This window comes from Rhodopila sp., from assembly GCF_965277165.1.
In the GTDB taxonomy this organism is placed as follows: Bacteria; Pseudomonadota; Alphaproteobacteria; order Acetobacterales; family Acetobacteraceae; genus Rhodopila.
This window is the reverse complement of record NZ_CBDICE010000006.1, coordinates 1,290,561-1,305,510: the sequence shown is the minus strand read 5'-3', so window position 1 is coordinate 1,305,510 and position 14,950 is coordinate 1,290,561. Positions and strand designations below refer to the sequence as shown.

Annotated in this window: 14 protein-coding genes; 10 read left to right on the top strand and 4 right to left on the bottom strand. The window is 62.6% G+C overall.

The genetic code is table 11. The features are described from left to right. Positions 1-306: 306 nt before the first annotated feature. Complete coding sequence (locus tag ACQY4Y_RS18005; RefSeq protein ID WP_428491960.1) at positions 307-2,136, top strand: alpha/beta hydrolase; 1,830 nt, start codon at positions 307-309, stop codon at positions 2,134-2,136. Here the strand turns inward: ACQY4Y_RS18005 and ACQY4Y_RS18000 are convergent. Further along, positions 2,079-2,897, bottom strand: a complete 819-nt coding sequence (locus ACQY4Y_RS18000; protein ID WP_428491959.1) for a class I SAM-dependent methyltransferase — start codon at positions 2,895-2,897, stop codon at positions 2,079-2,081. The genes ACQY4Y_RS18005 and ACQY4Y_RS18000 overlap by 58 nt on opposite strands. Positions 2,898-3,398: 501 nt before the next feature. Between ACQY4Y_RS18000 and pstS the strand changes: the two genes are divergently transcribed. From pstS to phoB, 6 genes are all read left to right on the top strand, one after another. Continuing rightward, entirely contained in the window at positions 3,399-4,418 is a 1,020-nt protein-coding gene (gene pstS, locus ACQY4Y_RS17995; RefSeq protein WP_428491958.1) for a phosphate ABC transporter substrate-binding protein PstS, read from the top strand. 17 nt (positions 4,419-4,435) lie between these two features. Then, positions 4,436-5,398, top strand: coding sequence for a phosphate ABC transporter permease subunit PstC (pstC, locus tag ACQY4Y_RS17990; RefSeq protein ID WP_428491957.1), 963 nt, complete (start codon positions 4,436-4,438; stop codon positions 5,396-5,398). Positions 5,399-5,422: 24 nt separating this feature from the next. Beyond that, positions 5,423-6,319: a phosphate ABC transporter permease PstA gene (gene pstA, locus ACQY4Y_RS17985; RefSeq protein ID WP_428491956.1), complete on the top strand. Its 897-nt coding sequence runs from the start codon at positions 5,423-5,425 to the stop codon at positions 6,317-6,319. An 88-nt stretch (positions 6,320-6,407) separates the two neighbouring features. After that, positions 6,408-7,199, top strand: a complete 792-nt coding sequence (pstB, locus tag ACQY4Y_RS17980; protein WP_428493669.1) for a phosphate ABC transporter ATP-binding protein PstB — start codon at positions 6,408-6,410, stop codon at positions 7,197-7,199. A 19-nt stretch (positions 7,200-7,218) separates the two neighbouring features. Beyond that, positions 7,219-7,938 carry a phosphate signaling complex protein PhoU gene (gene phoU / locus ACQY4Y_RS17975; RefSeq protein WP_428491955.1) on the top strand — a complete coding sequence of 240 codons (720 nt, stop codon included), beginning with the start codon at positions 7,219-7,221 and terminating at the stop codon, positions 7,936-7,938. 68 nt (positions 7,939-8,006) lie between these two features. Continuing rightward, complete coding sequence (gene phoB, locus ACQY4Y_RS17970) at positions 8,007-8,723, top strand: phosphate regulon transcriptional regulator PhoB (protein ID WP_428491954.1); 717 nt, start codon at positions 8,007-8,009, stop codon at positions 8,721-8,723. Positions 8,724-8,751: 28 nt separating this feature from the next. Here the strand turns inward: phoB and ACQY4Y_RS17965 are convergent, their stop codons facing one another. Then, on the bottom strand, positions 8,752-10,038 hold the full coding sequence (locus tag ACQY4Y_RS17965; RefSeq protein ID WP_428491953.1) for a protein-L-isoaspartate O-methyltransferase family protein: 1,287 nt from the start codon (positions 10,036-10,038) through the stop codon (positions 8,752-8,754). 255 nt (positions 10,039-10,293) lie between these two features. On the opposite strand from ACQY4Y_RS17965, the gene ybaL reads away from it, so the two are divergent. The 3 genes from ybaL to ACQY4Y_RS17950 all read left to right on the top strand — a co-directional run bounded on the left by ybaL (position 10,294) and on the right by ACQY4Y_RS17950 (position 13,430). After that, on the top strand, positions 10,294-12,012 hold the full coding sequence (gene ybaL / locus ACQY4Y_RS17960; protein ID WP_428491952.1) for a YbaL family putative K(+) efflux transporter: 1,719 nt from the start codon (positions 10,294-10,296) through the stop codon (positions 12,010-12,012). Positions 12,013-12,089: 77 nt separating this feature from the next. Continuing rightward, positions 12,090-13,064, top strand: a complete 975-nt coding sequence (locus ACQY4Y_RS17955; RefSeq protein ID WP_428491951.1) for an NADP-dependent oxidoreductase — start codon at positions 12,090-12,092, stop codon at positions 13,062-13,064. 213 nt (positions 13,065-13,277) lie between these two features. After that, positions 13,278-13,430: a hypothetical protein gene (locus ACQY4Y_RS17950; RefSeq protein ID WP_428491950.1), complete on the top strand. Its 153-nt coding sequence runs from the start codon at positions 13,278-13,280 to the stop codon at positions 13,428-13,430. Between the two features lie 62 nt (positions 13,431-13,492). On the opposite strand, the gene ACQY4Y_RS17945 is transcribed toward ACQY4Y_RS17950, so the two are convergent. Together ACQY4Y_RS17945 and ACQY4Y_RS17940 are read right to left on the bottom strand one after the other, a co-directional pair. Further along, positions 13,493-14,155, bottom strand: coding sequence for a 3-oxoacid CoA-transferase subunit B (locus ACQY4Y_RS17945; RefSeq protein ID WP_428491949.1), 663 nt, complete (start codon positions 14,153-14,155; stop codon positions 13,493-13,495). 76 nt (positions 14,156-14,231) lie between these two features. Next, positions 14,232-14,915 carry a 3-oxoacid CoA-transferase subunit A gene (locus ACQY4Y_RS17940; protein WP_428491948.1) on the bottom strand — a complete coding sequence of 228 codons (684 nt, stop codon included), beginning with the start codon at positions 14,913-14,915 and terminating at the stop codon, positions 14,232-14,234. Positions 14,916-14,950: the final 35 nt, after the last annotated feature.

Below are 14,950 nucleotides of genomic sequence, written 5' to 3'. Positions count from 1 at the left end.
TCGGTGCCTTCAGCGTTGGTTCCACAACGCCGACACCAAAGTCGGCTGCAAGCGCCGCCGAATCAACTTCGCGGGATTAGATACACACCGCCTTATTCCGCGGTCTATTGAGTGATATAGAATAAACGTTGATGACCAGGGACAAACCGAGTGAGCACGCCAGGGTTGGTGAGACGTCTGCCGGCTCCACAGGAACGTCGCTTCAGAGGGACAAAGCGTTTGGCAATGGATGCAACGCCTCGATGCTACCGCCGGCGCAGATGATGCTTGCGGCGAGAAAAATTGCTACCTAAGAGGAAAACGGCTGTGCAGCCGGTTATCGTAAATAATTGTTTTGGGTGGCTACACACAAATCGTGAAACTTCCGCAGGCAGTGTGGCTGTACTCATTTGTACCGGGCTAGATAAAGACGCCCGGGATTCCTATCAAGCTTTCCGTGTACTTGCAGACAACCTGGCCGACGCCGGCTATCCCACCATGCGATATCACTATCCTGGTACTGGTGATTCAGGCGACATCGAAGATCAAGAAAGCTTGGCGGCCTGGCTGAACAGCGTTGACCAGATGGCGGACTGGTTGCGGACCGCGACCGGTGCGCGGCACCTGGTCCTCGTGGGTCTCAGAATCGGTGCCGCTCTCGCGACATTGACCGCCGGGCAACGTAGCGATATTTCAGGCTTGATATTGCTTGCACCCGTTACCCGCGGTCGTCCCTATATACGCCAGTTGTTTGTGGAAGCCCAACTGCAAAATGGATTAAAGGCAAATAAGCATCTCGACTTTAATGACGTACAACTTTCGGCCGAAACAGTCCAACGGATCGTCCAAGTCGACCTACGGCATGTCAAGCTCAATTCCGAACAGCAAGTCGTCATTTTCTCACATGGCACTTCCACTGCGATCTCTGATTGCTGTGATGCTTGGCGGAAGCTTGGTGTGAAGGTCAGCCTGGAGGCCTTTACCGGCCTGGAAGAAATACTCCGCCATGATCCTGATACCATGAGCAACGCTGATTTTTCTAAGGTCATCGGATGGCTGTGCCAAGCCATGCCACCGGATATCGATACGTCGGCTCGGACCTCGGCCATCCACACCCGGATGATCGACTGTATATCCGAAACCTCGATTGCTTCCGACAGCTGGATCGAAACGCCGATCCGTTTCGGACCGCGCAACCACCTGTTCGGTATTTTATCCAGACCAAGACTGGGCAACTGTGCAAGGGTGGTGATTATAGCCAATACCGGGAGAAATCCACACTATGGGGTATCCCGAGGCGCCGTGAATTTCGCCCGCGTTCTGGCTATCCAAGGAATAGCCTCGTTTCGCATCGACTTTTCCGGACTTGGCGATAGCCTTGGACCCATCGGTCGTGAAGACCTCGTCAGTTCGACGTTTGAAACCGACCGAACACCTGACATCGTCGCGGCTGTTGATGCAATGCAACAGATCGGCTTCACGGACTTCGCCGTTCACGGGATCTGTTCCGGGGCTTACCATGTCTGGCGCGCCGCGTTGACCGAACAAAGAATCGATGCGATTTTACTGGTTAACATGCCGCTTTTTGTCTGGCGATTAGATAAATCCATCGACTTTGCCAAATACAAATCGTTCGGGCTGGGCCACTTCATCAAAAAGACGATCAAGAAAAATGTCTGGCGACGGGTGCTCAAGCGTGAGGTTAGCATTTACACGTTGATGCTCGCGCAGTTGCAGCGACTCAATGACAAGACACTGAAAACAGTCACAAAGCTTGCTCAGACGATTGGATCGTCTTACTCCATCGGCTGGATCACCTTTAGCCGACGGGCGATGGATACGTTGTCACGTCGCGGCGTAAAAACGCTTTTTATGTTTGCCCCAGGAGATACCGGGCTATTCGAGTTCTTCAATGAGTTTGGCAGGGACTTTAACTGCGAACATGAATTCCCTGGCAGCTCGATGATCGTTGTGCCGGAACTTGATCACGCCCTGAATCACTACAGTATGCATAAGCGGATTGCCGAACTCTCGGGCGACTTCATCAATACCTGTCTTTCCCACCGAATTTGGCCCGAAGCAGCAGGCCGAGGGACCGGTCACCCGGCGGCGGAGTCATCCACCGGTCGCAGCACAACGAAATCGGTGGCGCTGTAAGTCTCCACCCAGCCCGCCTGCAGCCAGTCGCTCAGATGCGCGGGGTAGGCGTAGACGACATGGATCGGCCGGCGATACCGCCTCCAGGATGCGGCCAGCCGGTCGGCAACCCGTCCGTGCAAGGGTGGTCTGAACGGGTTATAAGGGTAAACTACCAGAGGTTCGGACGGGACTTCATACGTCGTGGCGTCACCGAGAACAAGCTCGCAACGGGCGTCGTTGAGGCCAGAAAAATTGCGGCAGGCAACCCGATGCAACTCCTCAGCGAATTCGACCCCAACAATTCTCCGAAAAGAATATTGCCGAGCGATCAGTAAAGCCCGGCCCTTTCCCGATCCGAGATCGAGAAAGGTGAATTGCGACCAGTCCAGGGCAAGCCAGAGCAGCGCTTGTTCAATCCATACCGGGTCGCTCGCCAGGTAACCCACGCCGGCCGTCCAATTGTCACCGAGGACGTTCAGCCGATCCAGATGGAACTCACCTCCGGTATCTGTTCCCAGCACGCGATCGAACCTGGCATCAACGGCTTTGTGGTGTTCGTCATCGGCTTTCTGCCTTGCGGAAGGCAGGCCCAGCCCGCCGCGCATTCGTCGCGACGCCACTTTGGCGGTCTCGGCAAAACCGTAGACAGAATAGAAATTCCACGCCCGTTTGCTTACCTCGACCACGCGGGTCATCGTGCCCTCCAGAAGCCAATGGACATTTTGAACGACAGTGTAACTCGGGTCCGATGGAGACACAATTTCCATCCCCTTCGTCACTTTAGGTCCAGCGAAAGTTCTATACTTGATCAATCACATCGTTTGAACCAGGTCCCGCGGCCCAACGATCATGTCGCGACAATCGTGAATAGTGGACAGGCGGCGTAATCTCGGCGCAAGCTCCACACATGCGCGTGATCCTGGCTGCCGCCCTGCTGATCGTCCTGGCCGGCTGTTCCGCGGGTCCCGGCTCGCTCGGCATCACCGGCCCTGGTGGGCCACCGCCGCCGCCGCCGGCCTCCCCCCCTGGGCAGACGCCGGACACATCGCCAAACCCGGGCGTCTCCACCACGGGCACTTCGTACGGGCCCAGCATTGGGCCCGCGACCGGTCAGAGCGGGTTCTGGGGATACAACTGAGCCTAGGTTCCTGACGTCCACATCCGAACCCGCCATCCGACGCCGCTGTCATCCAACTGTCACAAAATTGCAATATGGCTATCACCATTGCCTCCTACGATGACTTCGCGCCTATCGCGATCCCCCCGAGGAGGAACCACAAATGAAATTTGCCGCAGCGGTCATGGCCATTGGCCTGGCCGGTCTCACCGTATCCGCCGCCCAGGCGCAGCAGATCACCGGAGCCGGATCGACCTTCGCCGCCCCGATCTATTCGAAATGGGGCGATGCCTCGAAAACTGCGACTGGGGTCACGTTGAATTACCAGGCGATCGGGTCGGGCGCCGGCATCAACCAGATCAACAACCGCACGGTCGATTTCGGCGCCTCCGACATGCCGGTCGCGGCGGATCAGTTGACCACCCATAAACTCATGCAGTTTCCCACCGTGATCGGTGGCGTCGACATCATCGTCAATCTTCCCGGCATCAAAACCAACGAGCTCAAGCTCACCGGCCCGGTGCTGGCCGACATCTATCTGGGCACTATCACCAAGTGGAACGACAAGGCGATCGCCGCGCTCAATCCCGGCCTGAAACTGCCCAGCCTGTCGATCGCCACGGTGCACCGGGCCGATGGGTCCGGCACCACCTTCGTGTTCACCGACTACCTTGGCATGCAGAGCCCTGAGTGGAAGGACAAGGTCGGGTCCTCGACCAGCGTCAGTTGGCCGGGCGGCGCGGGCGCCAAGGGCAGCGACGGTGTCGCCGGCACGGTGCGCCAGATTCCCGGCGGCATCGGCTACGATGAAAGCGCCTACGCCACGCAGAACCACCTGACCACCGCGCTGGTGAAGAACAAGGCCGGCAAGTTCGTGGCACCGACGATGGCCGCGTTCGAGGCTTCCGCCGCCAGTGCCGACTGGTCGAAGGTGCAGAATTTCGCTATCGATCTCAATAATCAGCCGGGTGAGGCAAGCTGGCCGATCGAATCCGCCACCTTTGTGCTGCTGCCGATCGACCCGAAGAATCCGGCCCAGAGCGGCGCGGTGAAGAAGTTCTTCGACTGGGGATTCACCCACGGCAGCGACATCGCCAAGGGCCTGCTGTATATACCGCTGCCCGATAGCGTGCATACCGCGATCCGGGCGGAATGGCAGAAGGCGGTGCCGGGCACCATGTGAAGGCAGGGTTTAGCCCAGTGAGCCAAGCGGTAGCTGATTCCGTCCCCGAGTTGACCAGCCGCAGGTCAGGCATCGGCGACAGGCTGTTCGAAGCCGCCGCTCGCATCTCCGGCATCTTCGTCCTGCTGCTGCTTGGCAGCCTGATCCTGTCGCTGTTCATCGGCGGACTGCCGGCCTTTCGCCAGTTCGGACCGGGTTTCCTGTTCTCCACCCAGTGGAACCCGGTCCGCCAGGTGTTTGGCGCCGGCGTCTCGATCTACGGCACCCTGCTGACCTCGGTACTGGCGCTGTTGCTGGCGACGCCGCTGGCCTTCGGCATCGCTTTCTTCCTGACCGAGCTGTCGCCGTCATGGCTGCGCGGGCCGGTCGGAACGGCGGTCGAGCTGCTCGCCGCGGTGCCGTCGATCATCTATGGCATGTGGGGCTTCTTCGTCATCGTGCCGATCATGTCGAGCACCGTCGAGCCGACGATGATCAACCTGTTCGACGGCATTCCGGTGCTGCAGGACCTGTTCGCGGGCCCGCCGTTCGGCACCGGCATCATCACCGCCGCGCTGATCCTGGCGGTCATGGTCATCCCCTTCATCGCCGCCACGATGCGCGACGTATTCGACACGGTACCTCCGGTGTTCAAGGAATCTGCCTACGGCGTCGGCTGCACCACGTGGGAGGTGATGCGCTCGATCGTTCTGCCCTACACCCGGGTTTCGGTTGTCGGCGGCATTATGCTGGGCCTCGGGCGGGCGCTGGGCGAGACCATGGCGGTCACTTTCGTGATCGGCAACGCCAACCGGATCTCGCCTAGCCTGTTCTCCTCCGGCAACACCATCGCATCCCTGGTGGCGCTGGAGTTTCCGGAAAGCCCCACCGGCAGCCTCAAGCTGGCCTCGCTGCTGGCTCTGGGCTTTATCCTGTTCGTCATCTCGTTCATCGTCTTGGCGATTTCGCGCACGCTGCTGCGGCCCAGGCTTAAGGTATGACGGCCTAAGATATGACAGTGTGACATGAGCGCGACCACAACCACGCAAGCCGCCATCCCGGGCGCTGCCAAGAATTTCCATGTCGCTCGCTCGCTTGGGGTGCGCCGCCGCCGCGCCGACAGCTTGATCAAGGCGGCCTGCCTGCTCGCCACGCTGATCGGCCTCGGGCTGCTGGCCTCGATACTGTTGACCTTGATCTCGCGCGGCGTCACCGGTCTGTCGCTCGGCGTGTTCACCAACAGCACCAAGCCGCCTGGATCCAGCGGCGGGCTGCTGAATGCGATCGTCGGCAGCCTGATCCAGACCGCCATCGGCACCGCGGTCGGCACGCCGATCGGCCTCATGGTCGGCACCTATCTGGCCGAGTACGGCCATGGGTCGGCATTGGCCAACGCCGTCCGATTCGTGTCCGACGTGCTGCTGTCGGCGCCCTCAATCCTGATCGGCCTGTTCATCTACCAGTTGATGGTCGAACCGCTGGGCGGGTTCTCCGGAATCGCCGGCTGCCTGGCCCTGGCGGTCATCGTCATCCCCATCGTCGTGCGCACCACGGAAGACATGCTGGGGCTGATCCCGCCGTCGCTGCGCGAGGCGACCATCGGACTGGGCGCGCCGAAGTGGAAGATGATCGTGCTGATCTGTTATCGCGCCGCCCGTCAGGGCATCGCCACCGGCATCTTGCTGGCGGTGGCGCGCATTGCCGGGGAAACCGCGCCGCTGCTGTTCACCAGCCTGGGCAACCTAAACTGGTCGCTCAGCCTGGGGCGACCGATGGCTAGCCTGCCGGTCACCATCTACCAATATGCCGGATCGGCATTCCAGGATTGGGTGCAGCTCGCCTGGGTCGGCGCGCTTCTGATTACTGTCGGCGTGCTGGCTATCAACATCGCGGCCCGGCTGGTGCTGCGTCGGGCGAAATGAGGTGACTATGAGCGCAACGGCGACATCAAGCCAGGATCAAGCTGGCCAGGATCAAGCTGGCCAGGATCAAGCTGGCAAGATCGAAATCATGGGCGGCATCCAGGCGCGTTCCAACGCGGCGATGAACGAAACACGCATCGCGATCCGCAACCTTGACTTCTTCTATGGTGATCACCGGGCGCTGAAAGCCATCGCGCTGGACCTTCCGGAGCGTCAGGTCACCGGCATGATCGGACCGTCCGGCTGCGGCAAATCCACTCTGCTGCGCGTGCTCAACCGGATGTATGACCTCTATCCGGGCCAGCGCGCCACCGGCGAGGCGATGATGGACGGCGACAACCTGATCGATCCGAAGATGGATCTGAACGCCCTGCGCGCCCGCATCGGCATGGTATTCCAGAAGCCGACCCCGTTCCCGATGACTATCCATGACAACATCGCTTTCGGCGTCAAGCTGCACGAACGCCTGTCGAAGTCCGCGATGGAGGAACGCGTCGAGTGGTCGCTGACCCGCGCCGCGCTATGGGGTGAGGTCAAGGATCGCCTGCAAACTTCTGCCATGGGTCTGTCCGGTGGCCAGCAGCAGCGGCTGTGCATCGCCCGCACCATCGCCGTGCGACCCGAGGTCATCCTGCTGGATGAACCGACCAGCGCGCTGGATCCGATCAGCACCTTGAAGATCGAGGAACTGATCGACGAACTGAAGCACGACTTCACCATCGCCATCGTCACCCACAACATGCAGCAGGCCGCTCGCTGCGCCGATCAGGTGGCTTTCTTTTACCTCGGCGAAATGATCGAATGCGCTCCGGCGGCGCAACTTTTTACTTCGCCAAAACAGAAGCGCACCCAGGAATACGTCACCGGCCGGTTCGGCTGAGCTGGAAAGGTCCCTCCCGATGTCCAATTCGACCGAGCACCTGGTGAAGAGTTTTGATAACGATCTGAAGCGGCTGCGCGACATGCTGACCGAGATGGGCGGCATCGTTGAAAGCCAGGTCGCGCTTGCCGCCGAGGCGATCATGAACCGTGACAGCGCGGCGGCAACCCGCGCAGTGGAGGACGACCCCAAGGTCGATGAGCTGGAACGCGATGTCGAGCAGTTCGTCATTCGAATGCTGGCGCTGCGCCAGCCGATGGCCGGAGATCTGCGCCAAGTCGTGGCCGCGCTGAAGATCACCGGCGACCTTGAAAGGATCGGCGATTACGCCGCCAACGTCGCCAAGCGAAGCATGGTGCTTGGTCAATTCAGGCTACCCTACTCGCTGGCCGGTCTCGCCCACATGGCGCATCTGGTGCAAGACCAGTTGAAGTCGATCATCGATGCCCTGGGGTCCAGCGACACCGCCAAGGCGATCGTGGTCTGGCGCTCCGACCGCGTGGTGGACGACATCTACAACGCGCTGTTCCGCGAGCTGATCACCTACATGATGGAAGATCCGCGCAACATCACGCCCTGCACCCACCTGCTGTTCATCGCCAAGAACCTTGAGCGGATCGGCGATCACACCACCAATATCGCCGAAACGGTGTATTACGCCGTGGAGGGCGAGGCGATACCCGACGTCCGACCCAAGGGCGATCATTCCGCATATACCGTCGTCCGGCCGAAGGATTAGTTCCAATCGTGAGTTAACCGTGCGGGCAGGAGACCTCGATCGTGCGCTCAGGTATAGCGGAGACCACCATGCTTGACAGTATGTCCAGCCTGCCAAAGCCCCTTGTGCTGGTGGTGGAGGACGAGGCGCCGCTTGCCACCATGTTGCGCTACAATCTTGAAAAGCAGGGTTTCCGGGTCGAGGAAGCCGGTGATGGACAGGAAGCGCTGACCCGCATCGCCGAATCCCAACCCGATCTGGTTCTGTTGGACTGGATGCTGCCGATCATGTCGGGCATCGAGGTCTGCCGCCAGATCCGCCGCCGCGCCGCGACCCGCGACCTGCCGGTGATCATGGTCACCGCCCGCACCGAGGACCAGGACGCGGTGCGCGCCCTGAACACCGGGGCCGACGATTACATCACCAAACCATTCAATATCGAGGCTCTGCTGGCCCGCATGCGCGCGTTGCTGCGCCGCTCCAACGCCGTTCCGGTCAAGGGACAACTTGGTTTCCACGACATCGAAATGGACCTGGCGTCGCATCGGGTCACCCGCAACCAGCGCCGGGTGCATCTCGGCCCCACCGAGTTCCGGCTGCTGGAATTCTTCATGCTTCACCCGCGCCGGGTGTTCTCGCGTGAGGAACTGCTCGACGCGGTGTGGGGGCCGGACATCCATGTCGAACCAAGAACGGTGGACGTGCATATCCGCCGCCTGCGAAAGTCGATAAACGGCGAGCAGGAACTGGATGTCGTGCGCACCGTGCGCACCGCCGGTTACGCGCTGGATACCGAGCCGCTGTAGGGGATCGTCCAAACCCTGGAAGACATCCCTATTCGCCCGGCGGCTGCCCGGCGCCGCCAAGCAGGTCGCGCCAAGTCGCCGCATCAGGCTTCAGCCGCCAGGCAAGCGCGCTCGCCCCTCGCTGCTCCACCCAGCCGCCGGCAGGCGGCGCGGCATCGGCCGGCTGAACCCGCAGTGCGAACGCACCCGGGCCGGGCAGTCCAAGCTCCGCCCAGCTTGCATATGCGCGCGCCAGACGCAGGGTGGCCGCTGGACCGCCGTACATCAGCAACTCACCCGCATCCCACACCACGAGTGAACGATCGGCGTCGTCCACCAGGCCGAACGGCGGTGTCGGCAGGCTGGCTTGCGCCGGGCGCCAGGGCGTCCATTTGGCTTCGTCCTCCGTCGCCGCCGCCACCTGGCCTGGCTCGGTGCGGCCCAGGAAGCCGCGGAACTGCGTCGCGATGGGGGTCGGGCCGCGGCGTGCCGACGCCCCGAGCGGCAAACCCCGACGCATGATTGGTTGACCACGCACCTGGTTCCACAAGGGCAGCGTTTCCAGCCGGCGACACGCCCCGGCGCGGTCTTGCCCAACGCCCTGCAACGGGACGAACCAGCCAGGTATCATGCGCTCGCCGACCAGAACGTTGCCCTGCCGGCGCAGCACGGTCACCTCGCAGCCGCTACCGTCGCGTAACTCGATCGGCACCAGCGCGCGGCCACCATCGATCAACTGCTCGAACAGAACGGCCGGAGGGTCCCATGTCGCCGCGGTGATGATCGCGCGATGGTATGGAGCGTCGGCGGCGTGCCCTCGCGTGCCGTCTCCGCATATTATCTCGACGTTGCCGATCCCGCTTTCCGCCAGGTCGGTCCGGCTCTGCCGCGCCAGGTCGGGGATCAGCTCGACCCCGACCACTTTGCCGCCTGGGCCGACCAGCCGTGCCATAATCGCGGCCAACCAGCCGGACCCGGAACCGATCTCCAGCACCGCTTGCCCCGGCTCGAGTGCCAGCAGGTTCAGCAGCCACAGCACGTAGCTCGGTTGTGAGTTGGACGAGAGCAACAGCTCACCGTCAGCATCCACGTGGCGTATCACCTGATCGCTATAGACAGCCGAAAGCGTTTGCTCCGGCGTGGCGTCGAGGTCCTGCAACGCACCGTCGCCGACACGGAAGCGATGCACAAAACGGTGCCGCGGTGTCGCCGCCACTGCATCCCGCAACCGCGCCGGCAGACCGTCCGGCGCGCCGTAACGACGAAAGGCGTCGTCCAGCATGGCGATGAACCCGCCGCTGTGGGCCGCAATGTCGTTGTTATCGAGTTTCGCCATCAGGTCCTCCTGCCAGCTCCGCGATCCGCCGGGGTCAGGCTGAGCATGTGCCAGCCGGCGAGACAGGCGAGTGGGCGAAGGAGATTCCGCTGGCCGGTTCGCGTTGACCTCCGCCAAGCTTATAGTATCGCCGCGACGTAACCAGCGGCATGCTTCGGATCGATGACCGAACGGCATGACAATCCGGCTCGGCCTGCAGAAGTGCTACCCTTGCCGCGCGCACCTCGAAAATCCGCCACGCAGAGGCCAAAGGCTATGTCCCACGAGAGCCCGCTTATTGCCATCCTGGTCATCGGGCTCTGCCTCGCCTTCATCCTGGGCACGCTCGCCAACCGGCTGAAGATCTCGCTGCTGGTGGGCTACCTTCTGGCCGGCGTAGCAGTTGGGCCGTTCACCCCCGGTTTCGTGGCCGACCAAGGCCTGGCTCTGCAACTGGCCGAGATCGGCGTCATCCTGTTGATGTTCGGCGTCGGCCTGCATTTTTCGGTCAGTGACCTGATCGCGGTGCGTGCGGTCGCGATTCCCGGCGCGCTGATCCAGATCGCGCTTTCCACCGCGATGGGCATGGGGGTCGCGCGGCTGTTGGGACTTCCCCTCGGCGCCGAACTGGTCTTCGGCCTGGCTGTCAGCGTGGCGAGCACGGTGGTACTGCTGCGCACTCTGCAAGAGCGCCGGATCATGGATACCGAACGCGGGCATATCGCGGTCGGATGGCTGGTGATCCAGGATCTGGTGACCGTATTGGCACTGGTCCTGCTGCCGGTGATCGCGCCGTTGCTGAACAACAATTCTCCGACCACCCTGACTCTGTCCGGACTAGGCTTCACCGTGGCCGTCACCTTGGGCAAGGTCGTGGCTTTCGTTGCGCTGATGCTGGTGATCGGCCGGCGGGTGATCCCGGCGGTGCTGCATTACGTCGCCCATACCGGGTCACGCGAGCTGTTCCGCCTGTCGGTGCTGGCGGTGGCGCTGGGGGTCGCATTCGTGGCGTCCGAACTGTTCGGAGTGTCGTTTGCCCTGGGCGCGTTTGTCGCCGGCATGGTGCTTAGCGAATCCAAGCTCAGTCAGCGCGCGGCCGAGGAAACCTTGCCGCTGCGCGACGCTTTCGCCGTGCTGTTCTTCATCTCGGTCGGCATGCTGTTCGATCCGACCGTGCTGATACATGATCCCTTGCCGTTGCTGGCGACGCTTGGCGTGGTCGTCATCGGCACGCCGACGGTGGCTTTCCTGACCCTTCGGCTGCTGCGCCAACCATCCGGCACGGCTTTGACGATTGCGGCGGGACTCGCCCAGATCGGCGAATTCTCTTTCATCCTCGCAACGCTCGGGATCGGGCTCGGCCTGCTCGATCAACGCGGGCGCGATTTGCTGCTGGGCGCCTCGATCCTGTCGATCCTGCTGAATCCGCTGCTGTTCCTGGTGGCCGGCCGCATGAAATCGTGGGCCGACAGGCATGCCGAAGTCCCATCGGCGGCAAAACACGCAGTGCCGCCGCCGCCGATCGTACACCCCGTCACGACGCTGCAGGGCCACGCGGTGCTGGTGGGGTATGGCCGGGTCGGCAGCTTGCTGGCAGAGGGGCTGCTGCGCAACGGCTGGAAGCTTCTGGTGATGGAGGCCGGCGATGCGGCGGTGCAGCCGCTACGGGACCGCGGCGTCGAGGTGCGGCTGGGCAATGCGGCCGATCCCGAGTTGCTGAAATCCGCCAACCTCGCGATGGCACGACTGCTGCTGGTGGCCATTCCGGATGCGTTCGAAGCCGGCCAGATCGTGCAGCAGGCGCGCGCGGCCAATCCAGGCATCGACATCATCGCCCGCGCCCATTTCGATAGCGCTGTCGAACATCTGAGCCAGCACGGCGCCACCACCGTGGTGATGGGGGAACGCGAAATCGCCCGAGCCATGTTGGAGCAGGCGGTCAAAGGCGATGGCGCCGAGCCGCGGGCAAACGCGGTCAAAGCCGATGCAAACTAGGTCGAGAGAAGCAACGACCAGAGACGTAACGACGATTTTCGCGTTGATGCACCTGACGAGGCAATCGGAGGCCTGCGATGACCGACCTTGAACCCAGCGCTGCCACCATGACGACTCTTCGCTTCCACAACTATGGCGAACCGGCAGACGTGCTGAGGCTGGAGCAGGCGCCGATTCCCGACCCGGGTTCTGGCCGCGTCCGGATCCGCGTGCATGCATGCGGGCTCAACCCTGCCGATTGGGCCCTTTGCCGGGGGCTGTTCGCCGGTGATCTTCCTCGCGGGATCGGGCTGGAAGTTTCCGGCCCTGTCGATGCGGTTGGCGCGGAGGTGACCGATGTCGGCGTCGGCGATCATGTTTTGGGGACGGCCGACTATGCCGGCTGCGCCAGCGCGGGCGCATCGGATTACGCGATCATGGATCACTGGACGCCTGTTCCGGCGGGGCTGGACCTTATCCAGGCGGCCGCGTTGCCGATGGCGGTCGAGACGGCGTTTCGCAGCCTTGAAAATCTCGACGTTGGCGCGAACCAAACAATCCTGATCCATGCGGCGGGGACGACAGTCGGGTTCGCGGCGGTGCAGATCGCGCTGATTCGCGGCGCAACGGTGATCGCAACCGCCGGTGAGACATTCGCTGACCGACTGCGTGGCTTCGGGGCGAAGGTGACGTCCTACGGCAACGGGATGGTCGATCGAGTGATCGACATCGCCGGCGGAGCCATCGATCTGGTTCTGGATACCGCTCCCGCGAGCGGTGTGCTGCCTGATCTCATCAGCATCGCCGGCGGCGATCCTCGCCATGTCCTGACGATCACCGACTTCGAGGCGGCTTCGCAGCTTGGCGCTCGTAGCAGCCTCGGGGAAGACGCTACCTTGCGTCATGACGTACTCGGCGAGTTCGCCCAGCTTGCCCTTGAGAGACGGTTCACGGTGCCCGTGGCTCGCAGCTTTGGCCTTGAGGATTGGCGTGCGGCGCTCGACGTCAGTCAGAGCGGGCAGGCTCACGGCAAGCTCGTTATCCTACCCGGCCGCGCCTCCTCAGCCGGCTGAGCGTCATCCGCAAGAGCGGTAGCAACTTTCGCGTCGAAAGCTGTCTGTGTCTGCACACCAATCACGGACCTTCGGCTCTCGGGTAGCGTGGCGGCCCGCAACGTATACCGGTGCCCGCTTACCCACCGATCCCGACTTAGACTCGGACCCTGGTTCGGCGTAAAAAGCTCCCATCAGTGACAGCCGGGGGGAAACATTGGGACCCTGGTCTGCGTGCCAACATCCCCCGACCAGGAGGTCGGCGCTGCACTGGGCGACCAGGCCGGCGAGGCGAAGCTTCGCGAGGTGATCACCGCGGGCGGATTTGGCTCGATCCGGGGTGCCGCGGAAACATCGTTCAGTATGATTCTCGAGGCACGGGCTTAGGGCATAAGGCGCATGAAACGACGGACACCAGACAAGGGGTGCGCGTCAGGCCGGGATTAAAATCAGGACGCGCGGTGCAGCTTCGCCTCAGTGCGCGCCTGCAGGTCCTCGAACCCCAGCCCTGGCGCCATGCCCAGCACCACAAACCCCCGCTCGGTCACGTCGATCGTCGCCAGGTTGGTATAGATGCGCTTCACCGCGCCCGGTGCGGTCAGCGGATAGCTGCACTTCGCCACCAGCTTGGCCGTGCCGTCCTTGGTGGTGTGCTCCATCAGCACCCACAGCCGTTTGGCGCCGGCCGCCAGATCCATCGCCCCGCCGACTGCCGGCGCGGTGTCGTTCTCGCTGGTTGCCCAGTTGGCAATGTCGCCATTGTCGGCGACCTGGAACGCGCCCAATACGCATAGATCGAGATGCCCGCCGCGGATCATCGTGAAGCTGTCGGCATGGTTACAGAAGCTGCCGCCGGCCCGCATGGTGACGTATTGCTTGCCGGCGTTGATCAGCCACGGCTCGATCCTGTCCTTCTCCGGCGCTGGCCCCATCCCCAGCACGCCGTTCTCGGAGTGGAAGATCACCTCGCGTTCGGACGGCACATGGTCGGCGATCATGGTCGGGATGCCGATGCCCAGATTGACGTACCATCCCTCGGGGATATCGGAGGCGGCGCGTTGCGCCATCTGCTGACGGCTGAACGGTTTGAACCCAGATTCGGTAGCGGACATAGGATACGTCTCCTTGTTGCCGAGGCGCGCCGTCGCGTTGTTGCCGAGGCGCGCCGTCGCGCGGGGGCGCCTCTGATCAGAACCCCGACGGATCACCGTACGGCACGTGCAGCACGCGGTCCACGAAGATGCCTGGCGTGACCACGTGATCGGGGTCGATCTCACCCAATTCACGGATGTGCTGGGACTGCACCAGGGTCAGCGCCGCGGCGGTAGCGATCACCGGGTTGAAGTTGCGTCCGGCCTGCTTGAACGTGAGGTTGCCCCAGCGATCGGCCTCCCACGCTTCGACCAGCCCGACATCGCCCGGCAACGCTTGCTCCAGGATGTAGGTGCGCCCGTCGATCTCCCGATGTTCCTTGCCCACCGCCATCTTGGTGCCGACGCCGGTTGCGGTGAAGAATGCCGGAACCCCCGCTCCCGCCGCACGCATCCGCTCCGCCAGGGTGCCCTGGGGCACGATCTCCAGCTCGATCTTGCCGGCGCGATACAGTGTCTCGAATACTACCGGGTCGGAGCTGCGCGGGAACGAGCAGATGATCTTTCCGACCCGGCCAAGCTCCATCAGCCGAGCCAGGCCGGTATGGCCGGCGCCAGCGTTGTTGCAGGCGACGGTCAATCCGGTGGCACCCTGCTCGATCAGGCCGTCAATCAGCGCATTTGGCTGTCCGACCGCGCCGAAGCCACCTAGCAGGACGATGGAGCCGTCCTTGATGTCAGCCATCAGGTCGGCCATTGATTGGACGATCTTGTTGATCATGCGAGGCGTTTCCTGCCAGCGGCGTAACTGGCAAC

Bases quoted from the DNA above. Each gene is read 5' to 3' on its own strand.
- pstS (WP_428491958.1), top strand. From the start codon at position 3,399: ATGAAATTTGCCGCAGCGGTCATGGCCATTGGCCTGGCCGGTCTCACC.
- pstA (WP_428491956.1), top strand. From the start codon at position 5,423: ATGAGCGCGACCACAACCACGCAAGCCGCCATCCCGGGCGCTGCCAAG.
- pstB (WP_428493669.1), top strand. From the start codon at position 6,408: ATGGGCGGCATCCAGGCGCGTTCCAACGCGGCGATGAACGAAACACGC.
- phoU (WP_428491955.1), top strand. From the start codon at position 7,219: ATGTCCAATTCGACCGAGCACCTGGTGAAGAGTTTTGATAACGATCTG.
- phoB (WP_428491954.1), top strand. From the start codon at position 8,007: ATGCTTGACAGTATGTCCAGCCTGCCAAAGCCCCTTGTGCTGGTGGTG.
- ACQY4Y_RS17965 (WP_428491953.1), bottom strand. From the start codon at position 10,038: ATGGCGAAACTCGATAACAACGACATTGCGGCCCACAGCGGCGGGTTC.
- ybaL (WP_428491952.1), top strand. From the start codon at position 10,294: ATGTCCCACGAGAGCCCGCTTATTGCCATCCTGGTCATCGGGCTCTGC.
- ACQY4Y_RS17955 (WP_428491951.1), top strand. From the start codon at position 12,090: ATGACCGACCTTGAACCCAGCGCTGCCACCATGACGACTCTTCGCTTC.
- ACQY4Y_RS17945 (WP_428491949.1), bottom strand. From the start codon at position 14,155: ATGTCCGCTACCGAATCTGGGTTCAAACCGTTCAGCCGTCAGCAGATG.
- ACQY4Y_RS17940 (WP_428491948.1), bottom strand. From the start codon at position 14,915: ATGATCAACAAGATCGTCCAATCAATGGCCGACCTGATGGCTGACATC.